This is a genomic window from Streptomyces sp. NPDC057445 (assembly GCF_042802855.1).
GTDB lineage: Bacteria > Actinomycetota > Actinomycetes > Streptomycetales > Streptomycetaceae > Streptomyces.
Map to the genome: position 1 here is coordinate 39,098 of NZ_JBHVDH010000010.1, position 11,677 is coordinate 50,774.

At 72.9% G+C, this 11,677-nt stretch carries 13 protein-coding genes; 2 read left to right on the forward strand and 11 right to left on the reverse strand.

What is annotated here, in order from left to right; translation table 11 throughout:
- Positions 1–41 precede the first annotated feature (41 nt).
- The 9 genes from ACFU5O_RS21725 to ACFU5O_RS21765 all read right to left on the reverse strand — a co-directional run bounded on the left by ACFU5O_RS21725 (position 42) and on the right by ACFU5O_RS21765 (position 8,097).
- A complete protein-coding gene (locus ACFU5O_RS21725) occupies positions 42–581 on the reverse strand; it encodes an amino-acid N-acetyltransferase (RefSeq protein WP_384242894.1) in 540 nt (179 codons plus the stop codon).
- 9 nt (positions 582–590) lie between these two features.
- Complete coding sequence (locus tag ACFU5O_RS21730) at positions 591–1,088, reverse strand: BlaI/MecI/CopY family transcriptional regulator (RefSeq protein ID WP_384242897.1); 498 nt, start codon at positions 1,086–1,088, stop codon at positions 591–593.
- A gap of 143 nt (positions 1,089–1,231) precedes the next feature.
- A complete protein-coding gene (locus tag ACFU5O_RS21735) occupies positions 1,232–1,417 on the reverse strand; it encodes a hypothetical protein (protein ID WP_384242898.1) in 186 nt (61 codons plus the stop codon).
- Positions 1,418–1,430: 13 nt separating this feature from the next.
- Positions 1,431–2,057 (reverse strand): hypothetical protein, encoded by a 627-nt coding sequence (locus tag ACFU5O_RS21740; RefSeq protein WP_384243238.1) that lies wholly within the window; start codon positions 2,055–2,057, stop codon positions 1,431–1,433.
- A 261-nt stretch (positions 2,058–2,318) separates the two neighbouring features.
- A complete protein-coding gene (locus ACFU5O_RS21745) occupies positions 2,319–3,116 on the reverse strand; it encodes a type III pantothenate kinase (protein ID WP_384242901.1) in 798 nt (265 codons plus the stop codon).
- Between the two features lie 4 nt (positions 3,117–3,120).
- Entirely contained in the window at positions 3,121–4,152 is a 1,032-nt protein-coding gene (nadC, locus tag ACFU5O_RS21750) for a carboxylating nicotinate-nucleotide diphosphorylase (RefSeq protein WP_384242903.1), read from the reverse strand.
- Positions 4,149–5,963 (reverse strand): L-aspartate oxidase, encoded by a 1,815-nt coding sequence (locus ACFU5O_RS21755; RefSeq protein ID WP_384242906.1) that lies wholly within the window; start codon positions 5,961–5,963, stop codon positions 4,149–4,151. The genes nadC and ACFU5O_RS21755 overlap by 4 nt, the downstream gene beginning before the upstream one ends.
- On the reverse strand, positions 5,960–7,162 hold the full coding sequence (gene panC / locus ACFU5O_RS21760; RefSeq protein WP_384242908.1) for a pantoate--beta-alanine ligase: 1,203 nt from the start codon (positions 7,160–7,162) through the stop codon (positions 5,960–5,962). Before panC ends, ACFU5O_RS21755 begins: the two co-directional genes overlap by 4 nt.
- Positions 7,159–8,097, reverse strand: a complete 939-nt coding sequence (locus ACFU5O_RS21765; protein WP_384242911.1) for a Rossmann-like and DUF2520 domain-containing protein — start codon at positions 8,095–8,097, stop codon at positions 7,159–7,161. The genes panC and ACFU5O_RS21765 overlap by 4 nt, the downstream gene beginning before the upstream one ends.
- A 134-nt stretch (positions 8,098–8,231) precedes the next feature.
- Between ACFU5O_RS21765 and ACFU5O_RS21770 the strand changes: the two genes are divergently transcribed.
- Positions 8,232–9,458 (forward strand): threonine aldolase family protein, encoded by a 1,227-nt coding sequence (locus tag ACFU5O_RS21770; protein ID WP_384242914.1) that lies wholly within the window; start codon positions 8,232–8,234, stop codon positions 9,456–9,458.
- A 37-nt stretch (positions 9,459–9,495) separates the two neighbouring features.
- Here ACFU5O_RS21770 and ACFU5O_RS21775 read toward each other — a convergent pair whose 3' ends face one another.
- Positions 9,496–9,717 (reverse strand): hypothetical protein, encoded by a 222-nt coding sequence (locus tag ACFU5O_RS21775; RefSeq protein ID WP_384242916.1) that lies wholly within the window; start codon positions 9,715–9,717, stop codon positions 9,496–9,498.
- A gap of 93 nt (positions 9,718–9,810) precedes the next feature.
- On the opposite strand from ACFU5O_RS21775, the gene ACFU5O_RS21780 reads away from it, so the two are divergent.
- Positions 9,811–10,920, forward strand: coding sequence for a DUF5937 family protein (locus ACFU5O_RS21780; RefSeq protein WP_384242919.1), 1,110 nt, complete (start codon positions 9,811–9,813; stop codon positions 10,918–10,920).
- A 58-nt stretch (positions 10,921–10,978) separates the two neighbouring features.
- On the opposite strand, the gene ACFU5O_RS21785 is transcribed toward ACFU5O_RS21780, so the two are convergent.
- Positions 10,979–11,656, reverse strand: a complete 678-nt coding sequence (locus tag ACFU5O_RS21785) for a response regulator (RefSeq protein WP_384242922.1) — start codon at positions 11,654–11,656, stop codon at positions 10,979–10,981.
- Positions 11,657–11,677 lie beyond the last annotated feature (21 nt).

The window sequence follows — 11,677 nt, forward strand, 5'->3', positions numbered from 1 at the left end:
TTCCGGTGCGCGTTCCCGCCGGTGTTCCACCCGGGGTTCGGTCACAGGTGCAGAAGCATCCGGCTGTTGCCCAAGGTGTTCGGCTTCACTCGTTCGAGACCGAGGAACTCGGCGACGCCCTCGTCATAGGAACGCAGCAGCTCGCTGTAGACATCTCCGTCCACCGGCGTCTCACCGATCTCCACGAAGCCGTGCTTGGCGAAGAAGTCGACTTCGAAGGTGAGACAGAATACCCGGCGCACTCCCAGCCAGCGGGCGGTGTGCAGCAGCTGGTCCAGCACATGATGGCCGATGCCGAAGCCCTTGAACTGCGGATCCACCGCAAGGGTGCGCACTTCGGCGAGGTCCTCCCACATCACATGGAGAGCACCGCAGCCGACCACTCGGGCATCGCTGTCCCGTTCCGCGACCCAGAACTCCTGGATGTCCTCGTAAAGCGTCACCGTCGCTTTGTCGAGCAGGATGCCTTCGCCCACGTAGGGATCGACGAGCCGTCGCACGGCCGGAACATCGGTGGTCCTGGCCCGCCGGACGGTGACGGCATTTGCTGCGGCATTGGGAAGCGGATGCGCGGAGGACATGACGGGACGCTATCGCCCCGCTCCACCGGTGTCGCGATCGGCCTGGCCGCTCTGTTCGGGAGGGACTTGACGGGCCGCCTGGGCGGGCTCTTCCGGGGTGCGTTGCCCGGATCCTTCCGCCGGCCCTTCCCGGCCCGCTTCCGGGATCTGGGGCTGAACGATGCGGATCGCGTCCTGGAGCGCCTCGCGTTGCTCCGGCGACATCATCCCGAAGAAGGCGACAAGGGCCGCTGCCGGGTTGTCGCTCTTCGACCAGGCCTCGTTCATCAGTGCGGCCGAGTAGGCGGGCCGGGTGGAGACCGCGGTATATCGATAGGCGCGTCCTTCGACTTCCCTGCGCACCCAGCCCTTCTGATGGAGATTGTCCATTACCGTCATGACGGTGGTGTAGGCGATGGACCGTTCCTGCTGCAGATCTTCCAGGACTTCGCGGACCGTCACCGGGCGGTTCCATTGCCAGATGCGCGTCATGACGGCGTCTTCGAGCTCTCCCAATTGACGGGGCACATTGCCACCTTAGTAGGAGATGCCGGAATGGCTGGCATTTGACGTAGTACACGTACGAAAAAGGACGTACGGCCATAGACAGCCGTACGTCCTTGACGGGAGCGGGTCCCTGGCGGGGCCCGGCCCGGGAATCAGCGCCGGGATCAGGCCTCGGCCGGGCGGTCGGCCGGAGTCGACGGCCGGCCCTCCGCACGGGCGATCGCCGCCTCCACGGCGGCGTCCTCCTTCACCTTGTTCGGGCCGCCCTGGCTCTTGACGATCGTCACGACGAGACCGATGAAGAAGGCGGCCATGACGAAGGGGGGCACGAGCGCGGATACGTAGTCCATGCCCCCAGAGTAGCTATCCGGCGGCCCGCTCCTGCTGCGGGGGCGCGGGCTTCCGGCGGGGCGGGAAGACCTCGCCGGGCGTGGGGATGGGGCGGCGGTCCGGTCTCGGGGCGGGGGCCGGGTCGGGTTTCGGTGCCGCCGGGCGGGGCTCGCGCTTCTCGTCGGCCGCTGCGCGGCCTCCGGGGAGCGCGAGCAGCCGGGCCCGTGGGGCGGGCGACGGGGACGGGTCGGGCGCGGTCGCGGCCGCCGCGGCGGCCGGCGTGGGCCGGCCGGCGAGACGGGCGCGCACCGACTGTTCCGCGAGGTCCTGACAGCGTTCCAGCAGCGCCGCGGCGACGGGCGTGCGGCACTGGAGGGTGCGCAGCGCCGCGAGGTCCTCGGGGCGGGGGTCGTAGCCGGCGGCCAGGGCGTCCTGGAGCAGCTCCAGATAGCCGCGGGCCGAGCCGGGGAGAGCGTCGCGGTAGCGGGCGAGGTCGGCGAGGAGGAACGCGTGCAGCCGCGCCGCCTCGCTCACGGCTTCGTCCACGGATTCGGCGAGCCGCAGACAGTCCTGGGCGACATCCTCGTGGGGCTGGGCGGGGTTGAGGGCGACGGCGAGGGCGCGTCGGAGCACACGCAGCTCGTCTGCGCTGAACGCCATGCCGCCGCGGGATCCGTATGGCGTGGGCATGGGCCGACGATACGCGCTAATCGGACAAAATTCGTTTACCGGGCGTATGCGGCGCGGCGTGGCGGCGGGCGGCCCTCGTACGGGGTCGCGGGAGGGTGCTGTGCGGACGTGTGGCGCTCGGGTGGCAGCTCCCGGGGCGGCGCGGGGCGGGGGCCGCCCTGCGCGGCGGGGCCCCTGCCGGGTGCCCCGCGGGGCACGAGCGCCCGGGCAGGGTCGCACGCGCCCGGCAGGTCACATACGGGAGATGTTCCGCTCGTACACCAGACGCAGACCGATCAGCGTCAGCCACGGCTCGTGTTCGTCGATCGCGGAGGCCTCTCCGAGCACGATCGGCGCCAGGCCACCGGTGGCGATCACGGTGACGTCGTCCGGATCGTCGGCCAGCTCGCGCTTCATGCGCTGGACGACCCCGTCGACCTGGCCCGCGAAGCCGTACACGATGCCCGCCTGCATCGCCTCGACCGTGTTCTTGCCGATCACGCCGCGCGGGCGGGCCAGCTCGATCTTGCGGAGCTGGGCGCCCTTGACGCCGAGGGCCTCGACCGAGATCTCGATACCGGGGGCGATGACGCCGCCCGCGTACTCGCCGCGGGCGCTGACGGCGTCGAAGGTCGTGGCCGTGCCGAAGTCGACGACGATCGCCGGGCCCCCGTAGAGCTCGACGGCGGCGACCGCGTTGATGATGCGGTCCGCGCCGACCTCCTTGGGGTTGTCCATCAGGATGGGCACGCCCGTCTTGACGCCGGGCTCGACGAGCACGGCGGGGACGTCGCCGTAGTAACGGCGGGTCACTTCGCGCAGCTCGTGCAGCACGGAGGGGACCGTGGCACAGATGGCGATGCCCTCGATGCCGTCGCCGAGCTCGTCGTCGAGCAGCGGGTGCATGCCCATCAGACCGTTGAGGAGCACCGCCAGCTCGTCGGCGGTGCGCCGCGGGTCGGTGGAGACACGCCAGTGCTCCACGATGTCGTCGCCGTCGAAGAGTCCGAGGACGGTGTGGCTGTTGCCGACGTCGATGGTGAGCAGCATGAGGTCAGTTCCCGGCCTCTCGGAGGTCCAGGCCGATGTCGAGGATCGCGGAGGAATGCGTGAGGGCCCCGACCGCGAGGTAGTCGACGCCCGTCTCGGCGTACGCCCTCGCGTTGGCGAGGGTGAGCCGGCCGGAGGACTCGAGGACCGCCCGGCTCTTGACGAGCGCGACGGCCTCCTCGGTCTCTGCCGGGGTGAAGTTGTCGAGCAGGATCAGGTCGGCCCCGGCGTCCAGGGCCTCACGGACCTGGTGGAGGGTGTCGACCTCGACCTCGATGGCGAGGTCCGGGGTGCCCATCGCGGCCATGGTCTCGCGCACGGCCTTGAACGCCTGGGGGACGCCACCCGCGGCGACGACGTGGTTGTCCTTGACGAGCGCGGCGTCGGAGAGGGACATCCGGTGGTTGACGCCGCCGCCGCAGCGCACGGCGTACTTCTCCAGGGCGCGCAGTCCCGGCGTCGTCTTGCGGGTGTCGCGTACGCGCGCGTTGGTGCCCTCGAGGAGGTCGGCCCAGGCGCGCGTGGCGGTCGCGATGCCGGAAAGACGGCACAGGATGTTGAGGGCGCTGCGTTCGCCGGTGAGCAGGTCACGGGTGCGGGTGGTGACCGAGAGCAGCTTCTGCCCGGCCTCGACGCGGTCGCCGTCCTCCACGTGACGCTCGACCGTGAACTCGTCGGTGCAGACGATGGACAGGACGGCCTCCGCAACGCGCAGACCGGCGACCACGCCTGCCTCGCGGGAGGTGAAGTCGCCGGTGGCGACTGCGTCCTCGGGCACGGTGGCGACGGTGGTGACGTCGACGCCGCCGTCGAGGTCCTCCTCGATCGCGAGGTGCGCGATGTCCTCGACCTGGACGGGGTCGAGGCCCGCCTGGGCGAGGAGCTCGGCGAGGGCGGGGTCGAGGCCGCACTCGTACACCTCGTCGGCGCAGCCGCAGCCGTCGCCGCAGCCCCCCGTCCCGTCGTCGGTGGCGGGGGCGCCGATCTGGATCAGCGGTACGTCCACGGGCTCCGGACGTTCTTCGGGCGTGCTCACGGTTGCGGCTCCCTGGGGGCAAGCGGGGTTACGGGGGGAAATGACTCGGTGTCCGTGCGGCGCACCACGAGACGCCGGTCAGGGGTGAGCCGTACGACAATATGGCGCCGCCACTCCGCGTCGTCGCGGTCGGGGTGGTCCTCGCGCCAGTGGCACCCACGGGTCTCGGCACGTTCACGGGCGGCGGAGACGAGGACCCGCGAGACGAGCAGGAGATTGCTCGCCTCCCACGACTCCACGCCGGGCTCCGCGGCCTTGGCGAACTCCTCGGCGTCCTGCAGCGCGGACATGTACAGCGCCTCCAGCGCCTCCGCCGCTGCGTCGAGACTCTCTGCGGAGCGGAGCACCCCCGCGCCGTGGGTCATGATCTGCTGGATCCGGTGCCGCGCCTCGGGCACGAGCAGCGGCACGGGAGCCCCGCCCGCCCGCCCGTCCCGGTCCCGCGCGCCGGCGCACGGCCGACCGGCCCCGGGGTCCGGGGTGCCGGACCCGGCGGGCACCGTGCCACCCGCGGTCGCGGGCCTCGGGTCCGTCGCGATCGCCGTCGCGATGCGCTCGGCGAAGACGAGGCCCTCCAGGAGCGAGTTGGAGGCCAGGCGGTTGGCGCCGTGGACGCCTGTGCAGGCGACCTCGCCGCACGCGTAGAGACCGGGGACGGTCGTGCGGCCGTGGAGGTCGGTACGGACGCCGCCCGATGCGTAGTGGGCGGCGGGGGCGACCGGGATCGGCCCGGTCACCGGGTCGATGCCGTGGCTGCGGCAGGCGGCGAGGATCGTGGGGAAGCGGGTCTCCCACATCTCGGCGCCGAAGTGGCGGGCGTCGAGGAACATGTGGTCGGCGCCCTGCTGCTGCATGCGGCGCATGATGCCCTTGGCGACGATGTCACGCGGGGCGAGCTCGGCGAGCTCGTGCTGCCCGACCATGAAGCGGGTGCCGGACGCGTCGACGAGATGGGCGCCCTCGCCCCGTACCGCCTCGGAGACGAGGGGCTGCTGGCCCTCCGAGTCCGCACCGAGGAACAGCACGGTCGGGTGGAACTGGACGAACTCGAGGTCGCTCACCTCGGCCCCGGCGCGCAGCGCCAGCGCGACGCCGTCGCCCGTGGAGACCGCCGGGTTGGTCGTGGCGGAGAAGACCTGGCCCATGCCCCCGGTCGCCAGGACCACGGCCGGTGCGTGCACCGCGCCGACACCGTCGTGCTGGCCCTCGCCCATCACATGCAGGGTGATGCCTGCCGCACGGCCTTCCTCGTCCGTCAGCAGATCGAGGACCAGGGCGTGCTCGATGATGCGTATCGCCCCCTCGCGTATCGCGGCGACCAGCGCCCGTGAGATCTCCGCGCCCGTCGCGTCGCCTCCGGCGTGCGCGATACGGCGCCGGTGGTGACCGCCCTCCCGGGTGAGCGCGATGCCCCCGTCCGCCGCGGTGTCGAAGCGCGCGCCGGTCCCGATCAGCCGCCGTACCGCGTCCGGCCCCTCGGTGACCAGCACCTGCACGGCCTCCTCGTCGCACAGCCCGGCGCCCGCGACCAGCGTGTCGTCCAGGTGCTGGCCGGGGGTGTCGCCCTCGCCGAGGGCCGCCGCGATACCGCCCTGGGCCCAGCGTGTGGAGCCGTCGTCGAGGAGGGCCTTGGTGACCACGACCGTACGCAGGCCCTCGGCCGTGCAGCGCAGGGCCGCCGTCAGGCCCGCGACGCCGGAGCCGACCACGACGACGTCGGCGTCGATCGCCCAGCCGGGCGCGGGGGCGTCCAGCCGTATTCCGGTGCCGGGGCCGGAGCCCGGGCGGGGACCGGTCGAGGTCGCGGTCATGCGGGCGCTCCGAAGGTCAGTGAGATGTTGTCGATCAGCCGCGTCGCACCGACCCGCGCGGCGACCGCCATGGTCGCCTCCCCCTCGTGCGCGTCCGCGACCTCGGTGAAGTCGGCCGGGTCGACAAGCGCCAGATAGTCCAGCACGAGCGCCGGTACGGCCTTGGCGGCGTCGTCCAGGACGGCTCGGGCCGCCGCGCGTACGGCATCGGCCCCGCCGCCCGGCTGCGCCACGGCCACCGCGTGCGCGTCGGCCGCCGCACGGGCCTCCCCGAGCGCGGAGAGCGCGGCCGCACGTGCCGTCGGCGCCGGCGCGGACTCGGCGCGGGCGCGCAGGGCCTGCTGCGCGGCGAGCCGGTCGCGGGCGGCGAAGAGGGCCCGGGAGAGCGCGAGGGCGGTCTCCCGCTCGTCGGGCGACAGGTAGCGGTTACGGCTGGACAGCGCGAGCCCGTCCTCCTCCCGCACCGTCGGTACGCCGACGATCTCCACCGGGAAGTTCAGGTCGCGGACCATGCGACGGATCAGCGCCAGCTGCTGGACGTCCTTCTGCCCGAAGAACGCCACATCGGGCCGCGTGAGGTGGAGGAGCTTGGCGACGACCGTGAGCACCCCGTCGAAGTGCCCGGGGCGGGAGGCCCCTTCGAGGAGCTCGCCCATCGGCCCGGCCGTGATGCGGACCTGCGGCTCGCCGCCGGGGTAGACCTCGTCCGCGGACGGGGCGAACACGACGTCCGCCCCGGCATCCCGCGCGGTCCTCAGGTCGGCCTCCGGCGTCCGCGGGTACCGGTCGAGGTCCTCCCCGGCGCCGAACTGGAGCGGGTTGACGAAGACCGTCACGACGACGAAGCCGTCGGGGCCGACATGGGCGCGCGCGGTGCGGACGAGGGTGGCATGGCCTTTGTGGAGCGCGCCCATGGTCATGACGACGGCGGTACGGCCCTTCGGCGCACGCCGGTCGAGAAGGCGGCCGAGGTCCTCGCGCGTACGGGCCGGCTCCACATCACGGCTGCCGCGGCTGCCGCGGCTGCCGTGAGAAGCGCCGCGCTCCCGGCCGACGCCGGACTCCGCGTGCTCGCCGGACTCCGCGTGCTCGCCGATCCCGGCGTCGTCGCCGCCTCCGGCGTCCTCGCCGGTCCCGGGCCCCACGCTGTTCGCGGGCCCCACGCCGCTCCCGGTGCTCTCGCTGATCTCACTGCTCATCGGCTGTCTCCCTCGGCGAGCACGCCCAGCAGGTCCTCCGCGAGCTCGGGCTTCAGCAGTCCGTGCGCGAGGGCGCGGTCCGCGGTCGTACGCGCCATGGCCAGATACCCGGCGACGGCCCCGGGCGCGTGCTTGCGCAGCTCGGCGATGTGCGCGGCCACCGTGCCCGCGTCACCACGGGCCACCGGCCCTGTCAGTGCAGCGTCGCCCGAGCGCAGGGCGTTGTCGAGCGCGGCGCCGAGGAGAGGGCCGAGCATCCGGTCGGGGGCGGAGACGCCCGCGGTGCGCAGCAGTTCCATGGACTGGGCCACCAGGGTGACCAGATGGTTCGCGCCGAGGGCGAGAGCGGCGTGGTAGAGGGGGCGGGCCTCCTCCTCGATCCACTCGGGCTCGCCGCCCATCTCGATGACCAGCGCCTCGGCGGCCAGCCGCAGCTCCGGGGGAGCGGTGACCCCGAAGGAGCAGCCGGCCAGCCGCTGTACGTCGACGCTCGTGCCCGTGAAGGTCATGGCGGGGTGCAGCGCGAGCGGCAGCGCGCCGGCCCGGCGGACGGGATCGAGCACGGCCGTGCCGTACCGCCCGGACGTATGGACGACCAGCTGTCCCGGCCGCACGGCTCCGGTAGCGGCGAGGCCCTCGACCAGGCCGGGCAGGGCGTCGTCGGGAACCGTGAGCAGCACCAGCTCGGCGCGGGCGAGGACCTCGGCGGGCGGCACGAGCGGCACATCGGGCAGCAGGACCGCGGCGCGGCGTACGGAGGCGTCGGATACTCCGGACGCAGCCACTGGTCGGTGGCCGGCCAATCGCAGGGACGCGGCGAGGACGGGGCCGACGCGGCCCGCTCCCACGACGCCCACGGTGAGCCGGGCGGGGCGGTCCTTCGGGTCGACGGGCTCGGACGACGACGGAGTTGCTGACGGTGGTGGTGCGTTCACGCGGCGATGGCCTTCCGTTCCAGTCCGCGGGGGGTACCGGACGATTCCTGGTCATGCTACGCCAGCGTTTCGGGGGCCTTCCGGTTGTCCACAGGCTGTGGAGGCCCACGGTCCGGGTGGGCGATGATCGCAGCATGGCGGACACGGAAGAGACGGCGGACCTGGAAGTCACGGCGGACCCGGCGCGGAGCGAGCGGGAGGAACGGCGGCGCAGACTCACCGCGTGGCGCTCCTCGGAGCGGGTGCTGTGGCGCGGCTCGTCGGAAGGCCGGATCGGTGAACGGCTGGAGGCGCTCGCGATGGACGCGGGTGCGGTGCACGACCTGGACGAATGGGTCGATGTGTACGGGGACGGAGTCGTCGCGGAGCTCGAGCGCCGCGTCGCGGAGCTGCTCGGGTTCCCGGCGGCGGCGTACTTCCCGACGGGGACGATGGCGCAGCAGGTGGCGCTGCGTTGCTGGGCGGGGCGCACGGGGAACGCCACGGTCGCGCTCCATCCGCTCGCCCACCCCGAGGTGCACGAGCGGGGCGCCCCGGGTGTGGTGAGCGGGCTGCGTACGATCCATCCGACGCAGGCCCCCCGGGTGCCCACGGCCGAGGACGTGCGGGGCCTGGACGAGCCGTTCGGGACGCTGATGCTGGAGCTGCCGCTGCGTGACGCGGGTTTCGTCCTTCCGTCCTGGGACGAACTGGTGGACGTGGTGGAAGCGGCGCGTGAGATGGATGCAGTGGTGCATTTCGACGGCGCGCGACTGTGGGAGTGCGCCCCTCACTTCGGCCGCGGTCTCGACGAGATCGCCGGTCTCGCGGACAGCGTGTACGTGTCCTTCTACAAGTCCCTGGACGGGCTGTCCGGGGCGGTGCTGGCAGGCCCCGGGCCTCTGGTCGAGGAGGCACGGGCCTGGCGGCACCGGTACGGCGGGCAGTTGTTCCAGCAGTACCCGGCCGCACTGTCCGCGCTGGTGGGGCTGGAGCGTGAGCTGCCGCGACTGGCCTCGTACGTTGCCCACGCGAAGACCGTCGCACGGGCACTGGCACAGGGGCTTCGGGCCGCGCCGGGGATGCCGTGGTTCCGGGTCCACCCGGAGCCCCCGCACACCCATCAGTTCCAGGTGTGGCTGCCCTACGAGGCCGAGGTGCTGAACGAGGCGTCGCTGCGCCAGGCCGAGGAGACGGGCACCACCCTCTTCCGTCGCTGGTGGGCTCCCGGGCCCGGGGGGCCGCCCGGTGTCTCGGTGACGGAGGTGACCGTGGCGTCGGACGGACTGGCGTGGACCGGCGGCGACGTCCGGGCGGCTGTGGCGGATTTCGCGGCGCTGGTCGGGGAAGCCGAAGGGGCTGTGGGCACCGGCGCGGTGTGACCCCCTGGAGGCGTCACGGAGGCGCCCACGGAGGCGTCTACGAGCAGCGAGGTACCTGAGTGGCCCTGCGGCGCAGGAGGCGCCTGAAGCCCGTACGGAAGGGGTGGAGCGGTCGGCCGGTGAGGACCCTGGTGAAGCGGCGGTGGTCGCGCAGGGACCGGAGCGTCCGCACGTCGTCGCGCCCCGGCGGCGGCGGAACCGGCGCGCCGTGCCGGGCGGCGCGCCAGGTGTCGAGGAGATGCTGCTGGATGGCGTCCATGCGTCCCAGGCTGCCTGCGGACGGCGCCGGATCGCGCGTCGATTGACGAGCCGCGTCAAATGAGGCGACGGGCCCACGGGGGTACCCCGCACCATGGGAGGCGTGAGCGTCACCATCGACATCGCGGGCATGCCGCCCGAGCGGATCCGCTTCGACATCTCGCCCCTCGCCGAGCTCGGCGTCGCGCTGCACGCACTGTCGCAGCCCGCGCACCATCCCGGCCTGCACGCATGGGCGACGGCCACCGGGGCCGGGCTGAAGCCGGATCTCGCGGACAGGCTGCACGAGGCGGACTTCCTGTGGAGCACCACGTTCTCCGACATCTTCACGCCGTTCGCCGGTCTGCCCGGCCACGACGGCAGCACCGGCGTGACCCTCGCCGATGAGCTGGACATGCTCGACCGGCTCCCGGACGACCGTTTCATCGGCGCCGCGCTGGAGTTCACCTGCTCCCGCGCCTACTCCACCGGCGGTCCCGTGGACGCCGGCCGCGCTCTGGAGCTCGCGGCCACCCGCGGCCCCAAACAGCTCGACTTCGCCCGCCGGCTGCTGGACGACCCCGCTCCCGTACGCGCCTGGGTCCGCCGCCTTCTCGAGGACTGCGACCGGGCCTTCTACGCCGAGACCTGGCAGCGCACCCGCATCCAGCTCGCCGCCGACGCCCGGCACAAGACCGAGATCCTGCGCCGCAAGGGCCTCGCGGAGGCGCTTCGCGCCGTCTCTCCCGCGCTCTCGCTCAACGAGTCGACGGGCCGGATCGAGGCCGACAAACTCGCGGTCGGGCACACGACCGCCGTCGACCCGGCGGTCGGAGCGGGGGTCTCGTTCGTGCCGTCCAGCTTCGGCTGGCCGCATCTGATGGTGCTGCACGCCCCCGGCTGGCGGCCCGTCGTCCACTACCCGGTGGGCGCCCCCGAGCTCCGCGGCCCCGCCTCCGTCGAGCTGCTCAAACTCCGTATGGAGGCCCTGGCCCACCCGATGCGCATGCGCCTGTGCCGGGACCTCGCCCGCGCCCCCCACAGCACCGGCGAGCTGGCCGACACGCACGGCATCTCCGCGCCGGAGGTCTCACGCCATCTGTCGGTCCTGAAGAAGGCCGGTCTGGTCACGACCCGCCGCCGCGGCCGGTACGTACTGCATCAGCTCGACGTCACGGTCGTGGCCCGCCTCGGCAGCGACTTCCTGGAGACGGTCCTGCGCTGAGCGGGGGCGGCGGGCGAGGGCGGTGGCGCGGGACACGGCGGAGAGCCTGCAGCGCGGATCAGGCCCCCGCCCCACCACCCGCCCGCACCAGGCCGCTCTCGTACGCGAGCACCACCACCTGGACCCGGTCCCGCAGCCCCAGCTTGGTGAGGATGCGGCCGACGTGGGTCTTGACCGTTGCCTCGGAGAGGACGAGCCGCGCGGCGATCTCGCCGTTGGACAGGCCCTGAGCGACCAGCAGCATGACCTCGCGCTCCCGGTCGGTGAGCTTCTCCACCTCCTTGTGCTGCGGCGGCCCGCCGGCGGACGGCAGCATCGGCGAGAAGCGGTCCAGCAGCCGCCGGGTCGTGGAAGGCGCCACGACCGCGTCGCCACTGTGGACCGAGCGGATCGCGCCCAGCAGCTCGCCCGGCGGTACGTCCTTGAGCATGAAGCCGCTCGCGCCCGCCTTGAGCCCCGAGAAGGCGTACTCGTCGAGGTCGAAGGTGGTCAGGATGAGCACCTTCGGCGCGTCCGGCTGCGCGCAGATGCGGCTGGTCGCCTCGACACCGTCGACCCTCGGCATGCGGACGTCCATCAGGACGACGTCCACCGCCGTGGAGCGCAGGATCTCGATCGCCTCTGCCCCGTCACCCGCCTCCGCCACGACCTCCATGTCCGGCTGCGCGGCCAGCACCATCCGGAAGCCGGTGCGCAGGAGCACCTGGTCGTCGACGAGCATCACACGGATCGTCATGTGCTGAGTCCTTGTCTGGAG

Bases quoted from the DNA above. Each gene is read 5' to 3' on its own strand.
- ACFU5O_RS21725 (WP_384242894.1), bottom strand. From the start codon at position 581: ATGTCCTCCGCGCATCCGCTTCCCAATGCCGCAGCAAATGCCGTCACC.
- ACFU5O_RS21735 (WP_384242898.1), bottom strand. From the start codon at position 1,417: ATGGACTACGTATCCGCGCTCGTGCCCCCCTTCGTCATGGCCGCCTTC.
- ACFU5O_RS21740 (WP_384243238.1), bottom strand. From the start codon at position 2,057: ATGGCGTTCAGCGCAGACGAGCTGCGTGTGCTCCGACGCGCCCTCGCC.
- ACFU5O_RS21745 (WP_384242901.1), bottom strand. From the start codon at position 3,116: ATGCTGCTCACCATCGACGTCGGCAACAGCCACACCGTCCTCGGACTC.
- ACFU5O_RS21755 (WP_384242906.1), bottom strand. From the start codon at position 5,963: ATGACCGCGACCTCGACCGGTCCCCGCCCGGGCTCCGGCCCCGGCACC.
- panC (WP_384242908.1), bottom strand. From the start codon at position 7,162: ATGAGCAGTGAGATCAGCGAGAGCACCGGGAGCGGCGTGGGGCCCGCG.
- ACFU5O_RS21770 (WP_384242914.1), top strand. From the start codon at position 8,232: ATGGCGGACACGGAAGAGACGGCGGACCTGGAAGTCACGGCGGACCCG.
- ACFU5O_RS21775 (WP_384242916.1), bottom strand. From the start codon at position 9,717: ATGGACGCCATCCAGCAGCATCTCCTCGACACCTGGCGCGCCGCCCGG.
- ACFU5O_RS21780 (WP_384242919.1), top strand. From the start codon at position 9,811: ATGGGAGGCGTGAGCGTCACCATCGACATCGCGGGCATGCCGCCCGAG.
- ACFU5O_RS21785 (WP_384242922.1), bottom strand. From the start codon at position 11,656: ATGACGATCCGTGTGATGCTCGTCGACGACCAGGTGCTCCTGCGCACC.